We start from the raw sequence: 20614 nt of genomic DNA on the forward strand, positions 1-20614 counted from the left end.
GCTTGTGTCCAGGCCCCAGCAATTTCAACGAGCCTGCAGCCAGCGCTGACGCTGTTCGGCATCGTGGAACGTCCAGGCCACGAAGCGGCTCTGCTTCTGGCCCTGGCTCATTTCCACGGTGCGCGTTTCCAGGGCGCCGACTTTCTTCAGCGTGGCGTACACACCGGGCAGGTTGCCGGATTTGGAAATCAACGTGCTGAACCACAGCACCTGCTCGCGGTGGTCGGCGCTTTCGCGAATCAGCCTGGCGACGAACGCCGCTTCGCCGCCAGGGCACCACAGTTCAGCAGCTTGGCCGCCGAAGTTCAGCACCGGCAGCTTGCGCTTGGGGTCGAGCTTGCCGAGGTTGCGCCATTTGCGCTTGCTGCCGCTGGTGGCTTCGTCTGCCGAGGCATGGAAGGGCGGGTTGCACAGGGTCAGCTCGAAGCGCTCTTCAGGGGCCAGAAAACCGCTCAACACATGCCCCGCATCCGGCTGCAGGCGCAATTCGATCTGCTCGCTCAGGCCGGGATTCGACTGCACGATGGCCTTCGCAGAGGCGATGGCCTGAGGCGCGATATCGGCCCCCAGAAAATGCCAGCCGTACTCGCGGTTGCCGAGCAGCGGGTAGATGCAGTTGGCGCCTACGCCGATATCCAGCGCCCGTATCGTCGCGCCTCTGGGGATCTCGCCGGTGTTGTCGGTCGCCAGCAAATCGGCCAGGTAATGCAGGTAATCCGCTCGCCCGGGTATGGGCGGGCACAGGTAGTCCGCCGGAATGTCCCAGTGCGTGATGCCGTAGAACTGCCGGAGCAGGGCACGGTTGAACACCTTGACCGCCGCCGGGTTGGCGAAGTCGATGCTCTCCTTACCGTACGGATTGATGATCACGAACGCCGCCAGCTCCGGGCTGGTCTTGATCAGCGCCGGAAAGTCATAACGCCCCTGATGGCGGTTGCGCGGATGCAACTGGCCCTTGTCGGCTGAGGGGGCGGATGATTTCGGTGGGCGTTTGGCGGGCATGCTGATGGATCACGGAAAGGGCGAGGCGCGCATTTTCCCACAGGCGGTAGCGGCGTGCTTGCCGGCTTTTTACAGAGCTATCGGAAAACCGCTGCCAGCCGCCCTCAAGTGTCGGGATGCGCACTGACCCAGGTCAAAGGGCTGCTGCTTGCTCAGCCCTAGACTGGCTGCATCTTGGGAATGACACGGAGGCCGAGCATGGCCTATCTGAATTGGAGCGATGATCTGAACACCGGAATCGCGGTGATCGACGGCCAGCACCGGCGTATCGTCGACATGATCAATGAGCTATACGTCGCGCAGCAGAAGGGCGCCCGCGAGGGCGTGGCGCTGGTGATCGAGGAACTGGTGGATTACACCACCTCGCACTTCGCCTTCGAAGAGGCGATGCTCGAGGAGGCCGGCTACGTCTTCACCAAGGCCCACAAACGGGTGCACGACATTTTCATCAAGCGGGTCGACGACTACCGCATGCGATTCAAGCAGGGCGAAGACGTCTGCGACGAATTGCGCAGCCTGCTCGGGCGCTGGCTGTTCGGGCATATCCGCAACGACGACCAGAACTACGTGGCGGCGGTCACCGAAAACCTGCGCCGCCTGGCCGCCGACAGGAGCGAAGATGGCTGGTTGAGCCGCGCCAAGCGCCGTTTCTTCCGCGCGGCGTAGTCGGATGTTTCAAGGCGCAAGCGTGCATCTGTTGATGGCTCCCACGCTCCAGCGTGGGAGCCTGGGCCAGGGCGCTCTGTGCCCGCTTCCCTAGCCTGCGGAGACGCAGAGCGTCCCTGAACGCATTCCCACGCGGAGCGTGAGGAACGATCTGATCACCTGTCCACACCGAACGGCCGCTCCCGCCTTTAATCCCGCTGCTGTCTTTTCCGTGAGCTAGAGCGGAAATATCCACGGCACCATCACCACGCTGACGATCATCACCAGGATGGTGAACGGCACGCCGATGCGCACGAAATCCCCAAAGCGGTACTGGCCCGGCCCTAGCACCAGGGTATTCACTGGCGACGAGATCGGCGTCATGAACGCGGCCGAGGCTGCCAGGGCGACGGTCATGGCGAAGGGTACGGGTGAGGCGCCCAGCGCCTGGGCCGTGGCGATCGCCACCGGGGCCATCAGCACCGCTGTTGCGGTGTTGGAGATGAACAGGCCGATCAGGGCGGTGACGGCGAACAGGCTGGCGAGAATTACGCGCGGCCCGGCTTCGCCAAGCGCCCCGACCAGGCCGTTGACCGCCAGGTCGATTCCTCCGGTTTTCTGCAGGGCCAGGGCGAAGGGCAGCATGCCGACGATCAGGATCAGGCTCGGCCAGTGGATCGACCGGTAGGCACTGGGCATGTCGACGCAGCGGAAGGCGCCCATCAGCAGGCAGCCGATCAGTGCGGCCATGACGTTGGGCACCAGGCCGCTGATCATCAGACCGACCATCACCGCCAGGCTCAGCAGGGCATAGGGCGCCTGGCGCGCGGCGGGGGCCACCTCGTCGACCTCGGCGGGCAGGCTGAGCACCAGAAAGTCGCGATTGAGGCTTTGCAGGTGATGGATCCGCTTCCAGCTGCCGGCCACCAGCAGGGTGTCGGCGTGGCTCAGCTTCTCGTCCACCAGCAGGCCTTCGAGTGCCTGGCCATGACGGCGCAGACCAACCACGTTGAGTTTGTAGCGGCTGCGCAGACCGAGCTCCTGAATGCTCTTGCCCGGTAGCTGCGATTCCGGCGGCAACGCCACTTCGGCCAGCCCCAATTCGTGGGAGTGCACGCTGTAGTAGGAATTGCGCAGCGGCAACGCTTCCAGGCCCAACTCCTGATAGGCGCCGAGCAGGGCGATGGCCGGGCTGGCCAGGTCGACCAGCAGCACGTCGTCGGGCTGCAGTTGAGTATTGCCGGTGGCCATCAGCAACAGGTTGCGGAACTGCCGCTGACGCTCCACGGCGATCACGTTGATGCCGTACTGCGAGCGCAGGTGCAACTCGTCCAGCGCCTGGTTGGCAAGTGGTGAGTCGGCGCGTACGCGCAGGCGTCGTTCGCGCTCGTGGAGACGGTAGCTGTTGGCCAGGTCGCCAAGGGTCAGGCGCGGCGCTGCCGATGCGTCGCCATCGACGTCACGTTGCAGCCAGCGACGTGTGGCGAGCATGTAGAGCACACCAAGCACCAGCACGGTCAGCCCGATGGGCGTGAAGCTGAAGAAGTCGAAGCCCGGCAGACCAGCGCGCAGCAGCTCGCTGTGCACCACCATGTTCGGCGGCGTGGCCACCAGGGTCAGCATTCCGCTGATCAAGCCGGCGAACGCCAGCGGCATCATCAATCGGCCCGGGGCGATCTTCAGCCGCGCCGCCACACCGAGCACTACCGGGATGAAGATCGCCACCACGCCGGTAGAGCTCATCACCGAGCCGAGCCCGGCCACTGCTACCATCAGTAAGACCAGCAGACGGGTTTCACTGCTGCCAGCCCTGGCCACCAGCCAGTCGCCGAGGCGGTAGGCGATTCCGGTACGCACCAAGCCCTCACCGATCACGAACAGCGCGGCAATCAGGATCACGCTGGGGTCGCTAAAGCCGGCCAGGGTTTCCTGGATGCTGAGCACGCCCGTGATCGGCAGGGCGACGATGATCATCAGTGCGACCACGTCCATGCGCGGTTTGTTGATGACGAACAACACCACTGCGCTGAACAGAAGGCCGAGCACCATGAATAGGTCGAAGGTCATTCTGGCTCCTTGCCCCGATCTGCTGCCTTGGCCGTTACTCAGGCCTTAGCGCGAGATCGTATGAGTTTCCTGCAGTGTTTCAGGGATAGCCGAGGACAGCCTTGATCTGCTGCAGGTTGGCGGCGATCCAGCGTTTGTCGATGGCGCCCCAGTCGCGGATCACGTAGTGACCGGCGTTGTTGCGCTCGCCGTCCTGCTGCTGGAACTGGCAGTCGATATCCAGCTCCTCCAGCGCGCTCAGGGTGTCCTGGGCGGTGCGCCGTGGCATGCCGGTGGCGGCCATCAGGGCTGGCACGCTATCGGCGGCGCCACTGTCGATCAGCCAGGCGACGTAGAGGCGGCGGTAGAAACTGGTCTTGGTCTTGCTCACGTCCATTTGCAGGGGCCCGATCATGTGAGGAGCTTCGAGGATACTGCGTGCCGGGCCGGGATAACAAACAGGCTGGCCACAAACGACAACGGCCTGCCGGGCTTTCGCCACGGCAGGCCGTTGTCAGTTGCGCGCTGGTTTAGAGGCTGGCGATCTTGCCGCGCTGCTCCACCAGATTGGCCAGCGCCTGCTCGGCCTCGGCCAGCTTGGCGCGCTCCTTCTCCAGTACTTCAGCCGGAGCCTTGGCGACGAAGCCCTCATTAGCCAGCTTGCCGCCGATCCGCTTGGCTTCACCTTCCAGGCGCTGGATTTCCTTGTCCAGGCGCGCCAGTTCGGCTTCCTTGTCGATCAGCCCGGCCATCGGCACCAGTACCTGCATGTCGCCGACCAGGGCGGTGGCGGACATCTGCGCTTCTTCACCAGCTGCCAGTACCTTCACCGACTCGAACTTGGCCAGTTTGTTGAGCAGCGGGGCGTTGTCGTTCAGGCGTCGCAGGTCTTCGGTGTTGGCGTTGGCGAGAATGACGTCGATGCGCTTGGCCATGGAGATCTTCATCTCGCCACGGATCTGCCGCACGCCGAGCATCAGTTGCTTGACCCACTCGATGTCGCCCTCGGCCGCCACGTCGATACGGCTTTCGTTAGCCACCGGCCAGGGTTGCAGCATCAGCGTCTCGCCGCTGACGGCGGCCTGGCCCTTGATGCGCTGCCAGATTTCTTCGGTGATGAACGGCATGAACGGGTGAGCCAGACGCAGGATCACTTCCAGCACACGCACCAACGTGCGGCGGGTGCCGCGCTGGCGCTCAACTGGGGCGTTCTCGTCCCACAGCACCGGCTTGACCAGTTCCAGGTACCAGGCGCAGTACTCGTCCCAGACGAACTCGTACAGGGCCTGGGTCGCCAGGTCGAAGCGGAAGGCGTCGAGGTGGCGGGTCACGTCCTGCTCGCAACGCTGCAGCGCGGAAATGATCCAGCGATCGACCGGCGACAGATCGACCTGCTCACCATTGATACCGGTGTCCTGGCCATCGGTGTTCTCGATGACGAAGTTGGCGGCGTTCCACAGCTTGTTGCAGAAGTTGCGATAGCCCTCGACGCGGCCCATGTCGAACTTCACGTCGCGGCCGGTGGTGGCCAGCGAGCAGAAGGTGAAGCGCAGGGCGTCGGTACCGTAGCTGGCGATCCCTTCCGGGAACTCGGCCTTGGTCTGCTTGGCGATCTTCTCGGCAAGCTTGGGCTGCATCATACCGCTGGTGCGTTTGGCCAGCAGGGTGTCGAGGTCGATGCCATCGACGATGTCCAGCGGGTCGAGGACGTTGCCCTTGGACTTGGACATCTTCTGGCCCAGGCCGTCGCGTACCAGGCCGTGAACGTACACGGTCTTGAACGGGATCTGCTTGGTCAGGTGGGTGGACAGCATGATCATCCGGGCAACCCAGAAGAAGATGATGTCGAAACCGGTGACCAGCACGTCGGTCGGGTGGAAGGTCTTCAGGAAGTCGGTCTCTTCCGGCCAGCCGAGGGTGGAGAAGGTCCACAGGCCCGAGCTGAACCAGGTATCCAGTACGTCGTCGTCCTGGCGCAGCGGGATGTCGCCCAGGTTGTGCTTGGCGCGTACTTCCGCTTCGTCACGGCCGACATAGACGTTGCCCGACTGGTCGTACCAGGCCGGAATGCGGTGGCCCCACCAGAGCTGACGGCTGATGCACCAGTCCTGGATGTCGCGCATCCAGCTGAAGTACATGTTTTCGTACTGCTTGGGCACGAACTGGATCTCGCCGTTCTCGACCACTTCGATGGCCTTCTCGGCCAGTGGCTTGGTGGACACGTACCACTGATCGGTCAGCCACGGCTCAATGATGGTGCCGGAGCGGTCGCCCTTCGGGACTTTCAGGGCGTGGTCGTCGATCTTTTCCAGCAGCCCGAGGGCATCGAAGGCGGCGACGATTTGCTTACGCGCTTCGAAGCGATCCAGGCCGGCGTATTCGGCAGGCAGGCTGGCATCGAGCAGGGCGTTGACGCTGCCGTCGATGTTGAAGATCTGCGCACCCGGCAGCACAGCTGCGTCCTGGTCGAAGATGTTGATCAGCGGCAGGTTGTGGCGCTTGCCGACCTCATAGTCGTTGAAGTCGTGGGCCGGGGTGATCTTCACGCAGCCGGTACCGAATTCCGGGTCGCAGTAATCGTCCGCGATGATCGGGATGCGGCGGCCAAGCAGCGGCAGTTCGACGTACTGGCCGATCAGGGCCTTGTAGCGTTCGTCTTCCGGGTTCACGGCGACGGCTGCGTCACCCAGCATGGTTTCCGGACGCGTGGTGGCGACGATCAGGTAGTCGGCGCCTTCGGCGGTCTTGTTGCCGTCAGCCAGCGGGTAGCGAAGGTTCCACAGGTGGCCCTTCTCGTCGTGGCTTTCAACTTCCAGATCGGAAATGGCGGTGTGGAACTTGGTGTCCCAGTTGACCAGACGCTTGCCACGGTAGATCAGGCCGTCCTCGTGCAGGCGCACGAAAGCTTCCTTGACCGCTTCGGACAGGCCGTCGTCCATGGTGAAGCGCTCGCGCGACCAATCCACGGACGAGCCCAGGCGACGGATCTGCCGGGTGATGTTGCCACCGGACTCGGCTTTCCAATCCCAGACCTTGTCGAGGAATTTCTCGCGGCCCAGATCATGGCGATCGATACCCTGAGCGGCCAGTTGACGTTCCACCACCATCTGCGTGGCAATGCCGGCGTGATCGGTGCCCGGCTGCCACAGGGTGTTGCGACCCTGCATGCGGCGGAAGCGGATCAGGGCATCCATGATCGCGTTGTTGAACCCGTGGCCCATGTGCAGGCTGCCGGTCACGTTCGGCGGCGGGATCATGATGGTGTAAGGGTCACCGGAACCCTGCGGAGCGAAGTAGCCCTTCGCCTCCCAGTTTTCGTACAGGGCGGTTTCGATGGCGTGGGGCTGGTAGGTCTTGTCCATGCGTGGCGGGACCCTTCTGGCGTCTGATCGGAAAAGCCGAGCAGTATAACCAACCGCCGTGCAGTTTTCCTCCGCTCTCGAGGCTATCGGTCGAGCGGAGAGGGGCGTTTGGCTAGCGCTTGAGGGGTGTTATCGACGTTGTGGTAGCAAGCGGTGCAGGCGTGCTTGCAGGCGACGCTTGAGTTCGGCTTCGATCTGCGGCACGAAGTCGTCGATCACATCCTGCAGGAGTAACTGAGCAGCGGCGCGTAGTTCGCTGTCGAGACGGTTGATCTCGTTGTCCCGGCCAATGGCGCGTTGCACTGTCTGACGCAACTCATTTTCGGAGGCCATGCCGGTCGCAGTACCGCTCGTTGCCGATGGTCGCGGGTTAGGTGCGGGGGCAGGCACTACGTCCGAGAGCAGCGGAATATCGTCGGGGTCGAATTTCTCGGTCAGCAGGGGCGGATCGAGATCGTCGCCCAGCAGTTCGCGAATCGACTCGAGATCGTTCAGCAGGGCGCCGGGTTTTTGCGGTGGGTTTGGGTTGTCCATGGGGGCTTTACAGTTCGACACGTTTGGGATCATAGCCCTGTTGACGGTAGCTGCGGAAATTCTCCCGGCAGGCGGTCAGCAGGTCGGGTTCCTGGTTGACGATCTCGATAACTCGACTGAAATGCACGATATGTGGGCTGAGCGTGCTGCCCAGGTTGATCAGCACGCCCTGAGCTACCTCGGGCACTTCGTCGGTGCCGATCACGATGGGTGATTTCGGGTCGTCCTGATGCAGGTCGTGGGGGATGAAGCTTTCCTGGCGGGCCCGCCACAGCAGCTCGTCGAGCTCTGTGCATTGTGCGGCGTCGCTGCCGCGCAGGAACACTGGCAAACCATGACGCCAGGCCTTGCCGGCGAGCTGGCAGGCCGCGCGCAGGCGCTCGGCCGTGGTGCTCGACGACAGTACGTAGAATTCTATTCGGGGCATGAAGGTATCCGCAGACAGCCATCAGGCAGTGCGCCGCCAGTGGGCGGCGCACTGCTCAGGCTGCTATCAGCGCTGCTCCTGCGGTACGCGATCGAGCAGGTACTGGGTCAGCAGGGGCACTGGGCGGCCAGTGGCGCCCTTGTCCTTGCCGCCGCTGATCCAGGCCGTGCCGGCGATGTCCAGGTGGGCCCAGCGGTAGCTCTTGGCGAAGCGCGACAGGAAGCAGCCCGCAGTGATGGTGCCGGCCTTGGGGCCGCCGATATTGGCAATGTCGGCAAACGGGCTATCCAGCTGCTCCTGGTATTCGTCGTACAGCGGCAGCTGCCAGGCGCGATCATCGGCGTGGCGGCCTGCAGCGAGAATCTCGCCAACCAGGTCGTCATCGTTGCCCATCAGGCCAGATACATTGCTGCCCAGGGCGACGATGCAGGCGCCGGTGAGGGTGGCGATATCGATCACTGCTTGCGGCTTGAAGCGCTCGGCGTAAGTCAGGGTGTCGCACAGCACCAGACGGCCTTCGGCGTCGGTGTTGAGGATTTCCACGGTCTGCCCGCTCATGGTGGTGACGATGTCACCTGGGCGGGTAGCGCCGCCGCTGGGCATGTTCTCGGCGCAGGCGAACAGGCACACCAGATTGATCGGCAGTTGCAGCTCCAGTACGGCGCGCAGGGTGCCGAACACGCTGGCGGCGCCGCACATGTCGTATTTCATCTCGTCCATGCCAGCGGCCGGCTTGATGCTGATGCCGCCAGTGTCGAAGGTGATGCCTTTACCGACCAGTACGTAGGGTTTGTCGGTCTTCTTCGCGCCCTGATAGTTGAGCACGATCATCCGCGGCGGCTGATCGCTGCCCTGAGCGACGGCGAGGAAAGCACCAGCGCCGAGCGCCTGCAGCTTCTTCTCGTCGAGGATGTCGACCTTGAGGTTTTTGTGCGCCTTGGCCAGTTCCTTGGCTTGCTCGGCCAGGTAGCTGGGGTGGCAGATGTTCGGCGGCAGATTGCCCAGATCCTTGGTCAGCGCCATGCCGATGGCGATGGCGCGAGCCTCGGTGGTCGCGCGCTCGACGTCGGCGACACTGGCCTTGTCGGTGATCAGGGTGATTTTCTTCAGCGCGCCAGGCGTGGCTTTCTGGCTCTTGAAACGGTCGAACTGGTAGCCAGCGTCTGCCAGGCTTTCCACTAGCAGACGCGCCTTGCCATAGGCGTCGCGGTTCTTAACCTGAACATCCTGCAGGGCGAGCAGGGCATCGCTGCCACCGAGGTTCTTCAGTACCGTGTAGACGGCTGCGATCAGTTTACGCAGTTGGCGATCGGAAAGTTCGGCGTCTTTCCCGGTGCCGACCAGCAGTACGCGCTCGGCCTTGAGGTTCGGCAGACCGTGGGCCAGCAGGGTTTGGCCAGGCTTGCCGGCCAGGTCACCGCGCTTGAGTAGAGCACTGATCGCGCCGCCGCTGGCAGCGTCTACCGCTTTGGCGGTGGCGCCGAGGATTGCACCTTCACCAACTGGAATGACCAGGGTGGCGGTTTTCAATGTTTCCGGGCGAGCGCTTTTGACAATAAATTCCATGCGTGGTGTCCCCAAGGCAACGAGTCGCGGATGCAGGATGATTTACAGGGTTTTCTCTAACGCCCTGTATTCAAAGGCTTTAACTGAATTCCTGGTTTTGCTGTACCGATTTTTTAGCAGTCGACAGCTTAACCAACTCTGACCAGTCACCCTTGAAATTGATCCATTTGGTGCAGGTGCTGAGTGGTACTTCTATCGTGTGTCCGGGCTGATTGGCAATGTTGGCAATAAAGGCCACATCCGTTCCAGCCATAAGGCACATGGTCGCGTAAGTGTGTCGGGTATCGTACAGGCGGTGTTGGCGGATGCCCAGCGCCTTCAGGTCTGTACGGAGAGTCACCCAGCCGTAGCAGAGCGTTGCGCGGGGTGAGGTTCTTGATGCGTTTAGACACTTCGCCGTCTACCGTGCTCTGCCGGTGGTGCGGCGATTTTCTGTGGATCGATTTCTCCCACGCTTCGCCCCGCGTATTCGCTTCTACAGCCTGAATTTCGTACGCGCAGGTTGCTCCGTTCGTCTACACACGATTTCGCTTGAGCCTCTCCGGGGAGTGTCTTGGCTCTGGTCAGGTATTCGGTGTGCTCGGCCAACTTAGGCTGCCCAGGCGGTGTGCTTAAGAGCGAAATGCTCGCATCAGGAATAGGGCGGTTCAGTTAACCATTCCTGTTTCGCAACTATTCACAGTGCTTGAGTTCAACTAAGGCTCACCCTGCGTGGCAATGGCCACTCGTGGCTCGGAATTAGGAGTCTTCATGTTCAACGTTCCATTGCTTAGCCGTTCCCGGCAATGGTTGCGCACGCTCAGTGCCTGCCAGCGCAAGCGTGCATTTACCTGGGCAACAGCGGCTTCTCTGGTGGTTGCAGCGGGCGCGTTCATTGTTCATCCCCCCGAAATAGCAGACCTTTCAGAAGAAAGCAGGCATGAGCTGCCCAACCTGTTGGCCCAATGGGAAAGTGGCGATGTGATTGTTTTGCTCCGCCATCTCGAGCGGTGTGACAAGGAAGACCATCCATGCCTGCAAGGTACGGAAGGTGTGACCTCCAGGTCGGTGGTGGTTGGAAATCTTCTCGCAGAGCGTTTCAGCCAATTAGGTCTCGGCAAAACCGACATTTACAACAGCCCACTCGCTCGAACTGCACAGACCGAGTCAATCGTTTTTGACGATGTCGGTATAGATGAAGACTGGCTGTATAAATGCAGAGAAACGATGCTCAAGGACGCGCTACAGCATAAAGCTCCGGGTAAAAACCTGGTTCTGGTTACCCACAGCAGCTGTATCTCCGCGTTCGAGCAGGCGCTGGGCTACGACAGTGAAACGCCTGAATATGGAACTTCGTTGTTCTTTACCAAGGCATCTGAGCCTGATTCCTTGAATGTGCTGGGCTTTCTCGATGCGGATGATTGGGGTGTCGCCCTGGGGGCTGAGGCAGGAAAAGTTGGCAAGGTGGGCTATCAAGGTCATGACGGCAGGCAAGTAGCGCAGAAAACACCACCGCCGTATCTACGCGAATTGGATATATAGGCTGGATCCCGGTACGTGCACGGACCCAGTTGCCGCGCGGCAGAGAGATCTAGGGGGTTACCTCTGGTATCCAGCGGAACATACCAATAACTATTTGCGCCCACGCCGCACGTAACCGCTCTGCTGAATGCTTACGCGTGGCAGAGTCTTTGTGGCTGGCACGGCTTTATGTGCAGTGACACGCCAGCTTAATCGCAGGATAATAACGGCAATTTTTCGGCCGGTTCGCTTAACGCGCGCACCAGCATGCAGTGCGGTTAGTTCGAGTACAGCCGCCTGAGCCTGACAACCCTGGAGTGTCTGTTTGATCGTCTTCCGATATTTGTCCCGAGAGGTTCTGGTTACCTTGAGTGCGGTCAGTGCCGTGCTGCTGGTGATCATCATGAGTGGCCGCTTCATCAAGTACCTGGCCCAGGCGGCTCAGGGGATGCTCGATCCGGGCGTACTGTTTCTGATCATGGGCTTTCGTCTGCCCGGCTTCCTGCAACTGATTCTGCCGCTGGGGCTGTTTCTGGGTTTCCTGCTGGCCTACGGGCGTTTGTACCTGGACAGCGAGATGACCGTGCTGTCGGCGACCGGCATGAGCCAGCAGAAGCTGTTTATCTACAGCCTGGCGCCGGCCACTGTGGTGGCGCTGCTGGTTGCCTGGTTGAGCATGGGGTTGGCGCCTCAGGGCGTTTCCCAGGTCGCCAAGATCTTCAATGAGCAGGATGCGCTGACCGAGTTCGATACGCTGGTGCCCGGGCGCTTTCAGTCCATGCGCAATGGCTCGCGGGTCACCTACACCCAGGAGCTGTCGGAAGATCGCACCGAGTTGGGCGGCATCTTCATCTCCGACAAGCGCTTGTCCCGTGCCGGTGACAAGGAGCGCGGCATCACCGTGCTGGTGGCCGAGAGTGGTCGTCAGGAAGTGCAGAGCGACGGCAGTCGTTACCTGATTCTGGAAAACGGCTATCGCTATGACGGCAATCCGGGACAGGCCGATTACCGCGTCGTGCAGTACGACACCTACGGTGTGTTGCTGCCCAAGCCTTCGGTGACCGCAGACATCAGCGAGCGCGAAGCCATACCCACGTCGCAGCTGTTCGGCAGTGACGAGCCGCGTCTGCAGTCTGAACTGCAGTGGCGTCTATCCATTCCGTTGCTGGTGTTCATCGTCACCTTGATGGCGGTGCCGCTGTCTCGGGTCAACCCGCGTCAGGGGCGCTTCCTCAAGTTGCTCCCGGCGATTCTGTTGTACATGACCTACCTTGGTTTGCTGGTTGCTGCACGCAGTGCGTTGGACAAAGGGCGCATTCCGCCAGCAATCGGCCTGTGGGGCGTGCACCTGTTGTTCCTGCTGATCGGCCTGGCCCTACTGTACTGGGAGCCGATGCGTCTGAAGCTGGTAAGTCGTCGGGAGAGCACTCGTGGTTAAGCTGGATCGTTACATTGGCGCGCAGGTGCTGTTCGCCATTCTGGCTGTGCTCGGCATCATCGTCGGCCTGGCCCTGCTGTTCGCCTTCATCGACGAGTTGGGTGATATAGAAGGTAACTACGGCCTGGGCGATGCCCTGTGGTACGTCTTCCTCACCGCGCCGCGGCGCATCTACGACATGCTGCCCATGGCTGCGCTGGTGGGGTGTCTGATCGGCCTGGGTACTCTGGCCAGCAACAGCGAATTGACCATCATGCGTGCGGCTGGCGTGTCCATCGGGCGCATCGTCTGGGGCGTGATGAAGCCGATGCTGGCGCTGATGCTGGTCGGCATCCTGATCGGTGAGTATGTCGCCCCTTGGAGCGAGAATCAGGCCCAGGCGGGCAGGGCCATGGCACAGGGCGGTGGCGAAGCGCAGACCTCGAAGCGGGGCATGTGGCACCGTCAGGGGCAGGAGTTCGTGCACATCAATGCCGTGCAGCCTGATGGCGTGTTGTTCGGTGTGACGCGTTACCGCTTCGACGATCAGCGTCGTCTGGAATCGTCCAGCTTTGCCCGTCGCGCTACCTACGAAGGTAGCTACTGGCAGCTGGAAGATGTGGCCACCACCCAGTTCCACGAGCGCAGCACCGAAGTGCTCAAGGCGCCGAGCGAGCGTTGGGATATCGAGCTCAATCCGCAACTGCTGGGCACCGTGGTGCTGGAGCCCGAGGCGCTGTCGGTCAGTGGTCTGTGGCGCTACATCCATTATCTGAAAGAGCAGGGCCTGAACAATGGTCAGTACTGGCTGGCGTTCTGGACCAAGGTGCTGCAGCCGCTGGTCACCGCTGCGCTGGTGCTAATGGCGATCTCCTTCATTTTTGGCCCGCTGCGCTCGGTCACCCTCGGCCAGCGCGTGTTCACCGGTGTGTTGGTTGGCTTCGTGTTTCGTATTGCTCAGGATCTGCTGGGGCCTTCGAGTCTGGTCTTCGGCTTCTCGCCGCTGTTCGCGGTGCTAATCCCTGCGGGTATCTGTGCGGTGGCAGGCTTCTGGCTGCTGCGCCGAGCTGGCTGATCTATCGCATCGCGCCTTCTCCTGTCTGGCGGGGGAGGGCGTGGTGCATGCTTTGAGCCTTTTCTTTGTGCGGGTATTCACCTTGCCGATGGGTGCCGTTAGTTGCTCTTCTCGCTACTTGCGATGCGCGTTCTTCGGCAGTTGCACGGTAACGCTATCCGAGTAGTGGTCGTGCCAGCTGCATTTGCGTTTGTCGAAGAGCACCCACAGGTAGCCCAGGCCCAAGGCCAGTCCCGAAACAAGTGCGACCAGAAACCGTAGCAATGCTTGCCACAGGCTGATCGCCGTGCCGTCCTTATTTTGTACGCGTATGCCCCAGACCTGCATGCCTAGTGTCTGGCCGCTGTGCGTCCAGAATTTGGCGAAGAACCCGAACAGGCTGATTAGCAGCAGGGTGGATAGCAACGGGTCACCGTCCAGTGCTCCTGCCTCTGACCATTGGCGTAGTTGTGCTTCGCCGTAGATCGCCATCTGAATCAGTTTGTAGATGAAGGTGACGACGATCAGCAGGGCAATGCACAGGAAACTGTCGTAAAGCACCGCAGCCAGGCGGCGGCCCAGGCCGGCTGTGGGGAAGTCACCTTGCGGGCGCAGTGCATGTTTTGGCATGGAGGGCTCGTGATGTGGGGGCAGGCCATACTAAATTGCAGGCATAAAAAAACCCCTGATATGCATCAGGGGTTTTTCAAGCAGCGGCTTATTCCTGGACTTGAACCTGGTCAGCCTGCATGCCTTTTTGACCTTGTACAGCGACGAAGCTAACTTTTTGGCCTTCTTTCAGGCTCTTGAAGCCGTTACCTTCGATAGCGCGGAAGTGTACGAACAGATCCGGACCGCTTTCTGGAGTGATAAAACCAAAACCTTTCTCGTCGTTAAACCACTTGACGGTACCGTTCTGACGATTCGACATGTCTCTTTTCCTTGGAACTAGAGTTGATGACAGCCTCCATATATAGAGGACTGAATACTGGTTGCAAGGAGTGTGGAAGTCGAACGGGATGTAGCGGATCTTGAGCGATCTACTGCATCAGGTCACGATTCTCGGCGACCCATGCAAACACAGTGGCTGAACTCTACGCTAACTCTGAAGCAAATGCCAACCCCTCGGCCACGCATAATCCCACGTAAGATTCGTGAGGCTTTTGGGCGAGTTTCGAGTTGGTTTTTATAATGGCTAATTGCGCGAAGAGGAGTCGCGCAGCACAGCTTTGCTGCGAACTGTCACAAGTAGGTAACAGTTGAAGGATATATGGTGCCCCGGGGGAGACTCGAACTCCCACTTCTTTCGAAAACGGATTTTGAATCCGCCGCGTCTACCGGTTCCGCCACCGGGGCACAATCGCGGCGCAGTATAGGGAGCAAGTTGCCGTTGGTCAATGCACTTGCGTGGTCAGCGTGTAGGAATTCCGGTAAGCTGCTCCGCCCTGCAAGACGACACCTTTTCCTCCATGCGCGTTGCCGACTTTCATTTCGAACTGCCAGATGAGCAGATCGCCCGCCATCCCCTTGCCGAACGCCGTGCCAGCCGTCTGCTGATTCTCGACGGTGCCAGTGGCGCGCTCGCTCATCGGCATTTCGCCGACCTGCTCGAGTACCTGCGCCCGGGTGACCTGATGGTGTTCAACAACACCCGCGTGATTCCGGCGCGGCTATTCGGCCAGAAGGCGTCGGGTGGCAAGCTCGAGGTGCTGATCGAGCGCGTGCTCGACGAACATCGGGTGCTAGCCCATGTGCGTTCCAGCAAGTCACCCAAGCCAGGTTCGACGATTCTCATCGAGGGTGGTGCTCAGGCGCAGATGGTGGCGCGCCACGATGCACTGTTCGAACTGCGTTTCGACGAGGCGGTACTGCCGCTGCTCGAACGTGTCGGGCACATGCCGTTGCCTCCTTATATAGACAGGCCGGATGAAGGCGCGGATCGCGAGCGCTATCAGACCGTCTATGCGCAGAAAGCCGGTGCCGTAGCGGCGCCTACCGCAGGCCTGCATTTCGACGATGAGTTGCTGGCGGCCCTGCGCGAGAAGGGTGTCGAAAGCGCCTTCGTCACGCTGCACGTCGGCGCAGGAACCTTTCAGCCGGTGCGTGTGGAGCGTATCGAAGATCATCACATGCACAGCGAGTGGCTGGAGGTCGGCCAGGACGTGGTCGACGCAGTGCAGGCCTGCCGTGCCCGCGGCGGTCGAGTGGTTGCCGTGGGCACCACCAGCGTCCGCTCGCTGGAAAGTGCAGCTCGCGATGGTGAGCTGAAGCCGTTCAGCGGTGATACCGACATCTTCATCTATCCCGGTCGGCCATTCCACGTGGTCGATGCCCTGGTCACCAACTTCCATCTGCCCGAATCGACCCTGCTGATGCTGGTGTCGGCGTTTGCCGGCTATGCAGAAACCATGGCGGCCTACGCTCAGGCGGTGGCCGAGGGATATCGCTTCTTCAGTTACGGTGATGCCATGTTCATCACCCGCAATCCCGCGCCACGCGGGCCCGAGGATCACCTATGACGCGCAGCTGCCGCATGTCCTTCGAACTGCTGGCCACCGATGGCAAGGCCCGTCGTGGCCGCCTGACTTTCCCCCGTGGCGTGGTCGAGACCCCGGCCTTCATGCCGGTCGGCACCTATGGCACGGTAAAAGGTATGTTGCCGCGCGATATCGAAGCCATTGGTGCGCAGATGATCCTCGGCAATACCTTTCACCTGTGGCTGCGCCCAGGTACCGAAGTCATCAAACGTCATGGTGACCTGCATGATTTCATGCAGTGGCAGGGGCCAATCCTCACCGACTCGGGCGGCTTCCAGGTTTTCAGCCTGGGGGCGATGCGCAAGATCAAGGAGGAGGGCGTGACCTTCGCCTCGCCGGTCGATGGTTCCAAGGTGTTCATGGGCCCGGAAGAGTCGATGCAGGTGCAGCGCGATCTGGGCTCCGACATCGTGATGATCTTCGACGAGTGCACGCCGTATCCCGCCGAGTTCGATGTGGCCAAGACCTCCATGGAGCTGTCGCTGCGCTGGGCCAAGCGTTCCAAGGTCGCCCATGGTGACAGTACCGCGGCGTTGTTCGGCATCGTTCAGGGTGGCATGCACGAGTCGTTACGCATGCGCTCGCTGGAAGGCTTGAGCGAGCTGGATTTCGACGGCCTTGCCATTGGCGGTCTGTCGGTCGGCGAGCCGAAGGAAGAGATGATCAAGGTGCTGGATTATCTGCCAGGGCAGATGCCCAGCGACAAGCCGCGTTACCTGATGGGTGTCGGCAAGCCGGAGGATCTGGTCGAAGGCGTGCGCCGTGGCGTGGACATGTTCGACTGCGTGATGCCGACGCGCAATGCGCGCAACGGCCACCTGTTCATCGACACCGGCGTGTTGAAAATCCGCAATGCGTTTCACCGTCACGATGACTCGCCGCTGGATCCGACCTGCGACTGTTACACCTGCAAACACTTCTCGCGCGCCTATCTGCACCATTTGGATAAATGCGGAGAAATGCTCGGCAGCATGTTGAATACAATCCACAACTTGCGTCATTACCAGCGCCTTATGGCTGGTTTGCGCGAGGCAATTCAACAGGGTACATTGGCCGCCTTTGTCGATGCCTTCTACGCCCGGCGCGGTCTGCCAACGCCGCCGCTGGAATGATGATTCGATGGCTAAAAAATCTTTCAACAGGAGTGTCAAATGAGCTTTTTTATTCCCGCTGCCTACGCTGATGCTGGTGCTGCCGGCCCGGCTGGTTCCGGTTTCGAGTGGATCTTCCTGGTCGGCTTCCTGGTCATCTTCTATCTGATGATCTGGCGCCCTCAGGCCAAGCGTGCCAAAGAGCACAAGAGCCTGCTTGGCAATCTGCAGAAGGGTGACGAAGTGGTAACTTCCGGCGGCATCGCCGGCAAGGTTTCCAAGGTCAGCGACGATTTCGTGGTAATCGAAGTGTCCGACACCGTCGAACTGAAGATCCAGAAAGGTGCCATCGCAGCAACCCTGCCTAAGGGCACGCTGAAAGCCATCTGATGACGGTTGAAAAACTACCTGCGTTGCCATCGCTGCGTTAAAAACAAGCTCGGAATGCTCATGTACCAAAGTACACTCCGCTTCCTCGCCTGTTTTTGCCTTGCGCTGGCTGCCTCGCCTACGTTTTTCAGCAGTTTGTTGACTATCTGTTCCAGTTTTATCCATCCCGCGGGGCGCAGATTGCGCCCCGCGTCATAAGCGGGCGGCGTCATTCATGCTCAACAAATACCCTCTGTGGAAATACTTGCTGATCGCAGCGGTACTCGGCATCAGTCTGATTTATTCCGCACCCAATCTCTACCCTGATGATCCGGCCATCCAGATCAGTGGGGCCAGCACGGCGCAGGCCATCGAGCAAGCTGATCTCGATCGTGTCAGCAAGGCGCTGGGCGACGCAGGTATCCAGGTCAAGGCATCGAGCGTTGGCGAGCAGGGCCGTAACGGCCTGCTGCGTCTGACCAAGCAAAGCGACCAACTGCCGGCCAAGGACATCGTGCGCAAAGCGCTCGGCGACAACTATGTAGTTGCCCTCAACCTGGCCCAGACCACCCCCGACTGGCTGCGTAATCTGGGTGCGAGCCCGATGAAGCTCGGCCTCGACCTTTCTGGCGGTGTGCACTTCCTGCTCGAAGTCGACATGGACAAGGCGCTGGACGTTCGTCGCCAGGTCTATGAAGGCGAGCTCAAGAGCCTGCTGCGCAAGGAGCGTGTGCGCTATCGCAGCATGCCGCAGCAGGGCGGCGCCATCCAGTTGGGCTTCGCTGACAGCGAGACCCTGGAAAAGGCCCAGCAGCTGATCCGCAAAGATTTCAACGATTTCGAATTGAATGCTCAGGAGCGTGCTGGCCAGCAAGTGCTGCGCGTAACCATGACGGCAGCCAAGATCGCCGAGATTCGCGAATACTCGATCCGCCAGAACCTGACCACCGTGCGTAACCGGGTCAACGAACTAGGCGTCGCCGAGCCGCTGGTTCAGCGTCAGGGTGCCAACCGCATCGTGGTCGAGCTGCCAGGCGTGCAGGACACTGCCGAAGCCAAGCGTATTCTCGGCAAGACCGCCAACCTCGAATTCCGTCTGGCGGCTGACCCGAATGCACCGCGTGGCACCACCGAGCCGTTCGGCTTCCGCGAGGAAGGTCGTCCGCCGGTGCAGCTCGAGCGTGAGCTGATCATCACCGGTGACCAGGTGACCGACGCCCAGGCCAGCTTCGACGAGAACGGTCGCCCGCAGGTGAACATCCGTCTGGATGGCCATGGCGGTGACCTGATGAACCGCGCGACCCGCAGCAACGTCGGGCGCAGCATGGCGGTGATCTTCATCGAGCAGCGTCCGCTGACCCGCTACGTGAAGCAGATGGTCGATGGCGTCGAGCAGGAAGTACAGGTCGACTCCTTCAAGGAAGAGAAGCAGATCATCAGCCTGGCGACCATCCAGTCGCCGCTGGGTAGCCAGTTCCGCATCACCGGCCTGAACGGCCAGGGCGAGTCATCCGAGCTGGCGTTGCTGCTGCGTGCCGGTGGTCTGGCTGCACCGATGTATTTCGCCGAAGAGCGCACCATTGGCCCTAGCCTGGGTGCCGAGAACATCGTCAAGGGCATCGAGTCCACTGAGTGGGCGATGGTCTTCGTGTCGCTGTTCATCATTGCCATTTACCGATTCTTTGGTGTCTTGGCGACCGTGGCGCTGGCCTTCAACCTGGTCTTGCTGATCGGCCTGATGTCGGTGATCGGGGCGACTCTCACGCTGCCTGGCATCGCCGGTATCGTATTGACGCTGGGCATGGCGGTGGATGCCAACGTGCTTATCTTTTCTCGAATACGAGAGGAGCTGAACAATGGGCTGTCGGTGCAGCGGGCGATTCACGAGGGGTTCGATCGAGCCTACTCCGCCATTCTCGACAGTAACCTGACGACCTTGCTGGTCGGTGCGATTCTGTTCGCGCTGGGTACTGGGCCGGTGAAGGGTTTTGCTGTGACGTTATCGCTGGGCATCATCACCTCGATGTTTACCGCGATCATGTTCACTCGCGGCATGGTCAACCTGATCTTTGGTGGCCGTAACTTCAAGAAATTGTGGATTTGAGGTGAGATCATGAAGTTACCATCGCGCATTCCTTTCATGGCGATACGCAATATTGCGTTCGCCATTACCGTGGTTATCAGCCTTATCGGCTTGGGTAGCCTGTTCAAACATGGTCTCAATTTCGGCCTGGACTTCACTGGCGGGACGCTGATCGAGCTGACGTACGAGCAGCCAGCGGATCTGGAGTTGATCAAGCGTGAGCTGGGTCAGGCTGGCTACAACGATGCAGTGGTGCAGAGCTTCGGTTCCACCACTGATGTGCTGGTGCGCCTGGCTGGTGACTCCGCCGATCTTGGTAGTGAAGTTGCCACGGCCCTGCGCAAGATCGATGGAGATACCTCGTTCGAGGTCAAGCGCGTCGAATTCGTCGGCCCTCAGGTTGGTGAAGAGCTTCGCGATCAGGGTGGCTTGGCGATGCTTTTGGCGCTCGGCGGGATCCTGTTGTACCTGGCGTTTCGCTTTCAGTGGAAGTTCGGTATCGGTGCCGTCGGCTCGCTGGCGCACGACATCATCGTGACCCTCGGTATCCTGGCTTTCTTCCAGGTGCCGTTCGATCTGACGGTGCTTGCGGCGGTGCTGGCGATGGTGGGCTACTCGCTCAATGACACCATCATCATTTATGACCGTATTCGCGAAAACTTCCGCGTAATGCGCAAGGCCGACATCATCGAGAACATCGACGTTTCGGTTACTCAGACGCTGCTGCGTACCATCGCCACTTCATTGTCGACGGCCATGGCGCTGATCGCTTTGCTGGTGTTCGGTGGCGATAGCCTTGGTGGCTTTGCGCTGACGCTGCTGATCGGTGTTGTGGTGGGTACCTACTCCTCGGTCTATATCAGCGCTCCCGTGCTGATCTGGTTGAAGCTGACCTCCGAGGATCTGATTCCACCGGTGGCCAATGCCGAGGGCGTTGACGAGCGTCCTTGAAGTTGTGACGCTCGGCTCAGTGCAGTGGAT

Annotated in this window: 18 protein-coding genes and 1 tRNA gene; 9 read left to right on the forward strand and 10 right to left on the reverse strand. The window is 60.7% G+C overall.

All coding sequences use genetic code 11. The annotated features are described in order from the left end of the window. Positions 1 to 24 precede the first annotated feature (24 nt). A complete protein-coding gene (gene rlmF, locus ACZ3GY_RS03510; RefSeq protein ID WP_465908948.1) occupies positions 25 to 1002 on the reverse strand; it encodes a 23S rRNA (adenine(1618)-N(6))-methyltransferase RlmF in 978 nt (325 codons plus the stop codon). A gap of 198 nt (positions 1003 to 1200) precedes the next feature. On the opposite strand from rlmF, the gene ACZ3GY_RS03515 reads away from it, so the two are divergent. Next, positions 1201 to 1668, forward strand: coding sequence for a bacteriohemerythrin (locus ACZ3GY_RS03515; protein WP_465908949.1), 468 nt, complete (start codon positions 1201 to 1203; stop codon positions 1666 to 1668). 216 nt (positions 1669 to 1884) lie between these two features. On the opposite strand, the gene ACZ3GY_RS03520 is transcribed toward ACZ3GY_RS03515, so the two are convergent. From ACZ3GY_RS03520 to ACZ3GY_RS03545, 6 genes are all read right to left on the reverse strand, one after another. Then, on the reverse strand, positions 1885 to 3714 hold the full coding sequence (locus tag ACZ3GY_RS03520) for an SLC13 family permease (protein WP_465908951.1): 1830 nt from the start codon (positions 3712 to 3714) through the stop codon (positions 1885 to 1887). A 79-nt stretch (positions 3715 to 3793) separates the two neighbouring features. Beyond that, entirely contained in the window at positions 3794 to 4090 is a 297-nt protein-coding gene (locus ACZ3GY_RS03525) for a winged helix-turn-helix domain-containing protein (RefSeq protein ID WP_463566016.1), read from the reverse strand. A gap of 133 nt (positions 4091 to 4223) precedes the next feature. Continuing rightward, positions 4224 to 7055 carry a valine--tRNA ligase gene (locus ACZ3GY_RS03530; protein ID WP_465908952.1) on the reverse strand — a complete coding sequence of 944 codons (2832 nt, stop codon included), beginning with the start codon at positions 7053 to 7055 and terminating at the stop codon, positions 4224 to 4226. Between the two features lie 129 nt (positions 7056 to 7184). Beyond that, the gene (locus ACZ3GY_RS03535; RefSeq protein ID WP_465908953.1) at positions 7185 to 7589 is read right to left on the reverse strand and encodes a DNA polymerase III subunit chi; all 405 of its coding nucleotides are present in this window, start codon (positions 7587 to 7589) and stop codon (positions 7185 to 7187) included. 7 nt (positions 7590 to 7596) lie between these two features. Then, positions 7597 to 8016 carry a DNA polymerase III subunit chi gene (locus tag ACZ3GY_RS03540; protein ID WP_465908954.1) on the reverse strand — a complete coding sequence of 140 codons (420 nt, stop codon included), beginning with the start codon at positions 8014 to 8016 and terminating at the stop codon, positions 7597 to 7599. A 66-nt stretch (positions 8017 to 8082) separates the two neighbouring features. Continuing rightward, positions 8083 to 9582 (reverse strand): leucyl aminopeptidase, encoded by a 1500-nt coding sequence (locus ACZ3GY_RS03545; RefSeq protein WP_465908955.1) that lies wholly within the window; start codon positions 9580 to 9582, stop codon positions 8083 to 8085. A gap of 750 nt (positions 9583 to 10332) precedes the next feature. Between ACZ3GY_RS03545 and pmrG the strand changes: the two genes are divergently transcribed. The 3 genes from pmrG to lptG all read left to right on the forward strand — a co-directional run bounded on the left by pmrG (position 10333) and on the right by lptG (position 13574). After that, positions 10333 to 11103: a lipopolysaccharide core heptose(II)-phosphate phosphatase PmrG gene (gene pmrG, locus ACZ3GY_RS03550; RefSeq protein WP_465908956.1), complete on the forward strand. Its 771-nt coding sequence runs from the start codon at positions 10333 to 10335 to the stop codon at positions 11101 to 11103. A 304-nt stretch (positions 11104 to 11407) separates the two neighbouring features. Continuing rightward, positions 11408 to 12520 (forward strand): LPS export ABC transporter permease LptF, encoded by a 1113-nt coding sequence (lptF, locus tag ACZ3GY_RS03555; protein ID WP_465908957.1) that lies wholly within the window; start codon positions 11408 to 11410, stop codon positions 12518 to 12520. Then, on the forward strand, positions 12513 to 13574 hold the full coding sequence (gene lptG, locus ACZ3GY_RS03560) for an LPS export ABC transporter permease LptG (RefSeq protein ID WP_463563952.1): 1062 nt from the start codon (positions 12513 to 12515) through the stop codon (positions 13572 to 13574). The genes lptF and lptG overlap by 8 nt, the downstream gene beginning before the upstream one ends. 114 nt (positions 13575 to 13688) lie before the next feature. Here the strand turns inward: lptG and ACZ3GY_RS03565 are convergent, their stop codons facing one another. The 3 genes from ACZ3GY_RS03565 to ACZ3GY_RS03575 all read right to left on the reverse strand — a co-directional run bounded on the left by ACZ3GY_RS03565 (position 13689) and on the right by ACZ3GY_RS03575 (position 14909). Beyond that, complete coding sequence (locus ACZ3GY_RS03565; protein WP_465908958.1) at positions 13689 to 14183, reverse strand: RDD family protein; 495 nt, start codon at positions 14181 to 14183, stop codon at positions 13689 to 13691. 88 nt (positions 14184 to 14271) lie between these two features. Then, complete coding sequence (locus ACZ3GY_RS03570) at positions 14272 to 14484, reverse strand: cold-shock protein (RefSeq protein ID WP_010486675.1); 213 nt, start codon at positions 14482 to 14484, stop codon at positions 14272 to 14274. A gap of 340 nt (positions 14485 to 14824) precedes the next feature. Continuing rightward, positions 14825 to 14909, reverse strand: a tRNA-Leu gene (locus tag ACZ3GY_RS03575). A gap of 113 nt (positions 14910 to 15022) precedes the next feature. Between ACZ3GY_RS03575 and queA the strand changes: the two genes are divergently transcribed. The 5 genes from queA (at position 15023) to secF (ending at position 20584) form a co-directional block, all read left to right on the forward strand. Further along, positions 15023 to 16072: a tRNA preQ1(34) S-adenosylmethionine ribosyltransferase-isomerase QueA gene (gene queA / locus ACZ3GY_RS03580; protein ID WP_463566017.1), complete on the forward strand. Its 1050-nt coding sequence runs from the start codon at positions 15023 to 15025 to the stop codon at positions 16070 to 16072. Between the two features lie 14 nt (positions 16073 to 16086). Further along, positions 16087 to 17202 (forward strand): tRNA guanosine(34) transglycosylase Tgt, encoded by a 1116-nt coding sequence (gene tgt, locus ACZ3GY_RS03585; RefSeq protein WP_465909225.1) that lies wholly within the window; start codon positions 16087 to 16089, stop codon positions 17200 to 17202. 39 nt (positions 17203 to 17241) lie between these two features. Beyond that, positions 17242 to 17571, forward strand: a complete 330-nt coding sequence (gene yajC / locus ACZ3GY_RS03590; protein ID WP_225834455.1) for a preprotein translocase subunit YajC — start codon at positions 17242 to 17244, stop codon at positions 17569 to 17571. Positions 17572 to 17785: 214 nt separating this feature from the next. After that, positions 17786 to 19654 carry a protein translocase subunit SecD gene (gene secD, locus ACZ3GY_RS03595; RefSeq protein WP_463563954.1) on the forward strand — a complete coding sequence of 623 codons (1869 nt, stop codon included), beginning with the start codon at positions 17786 to 17788 and terminating at the stop codon, positions 19652 to 19654. 9 nt (positions 19655 to 19663) lie between these two features. Then, positions 19664 to 20584: a protein translocase subunit SecF gene (gene secF, locus ACZ3GY_RS03600; protein ID WP_463563955.1), complete on the forward strand. Its 921-nt coding sequence runs from the start codon at positions 19664 to 19666 to the stop codon at positions 20582 to 20584. Positions 20585 to 20614: the final 30 nt, after the last annotated feature.

It is taken from the genome of Pseudomonas sp. PME37.24/006 (assembly GCF_055556635.1).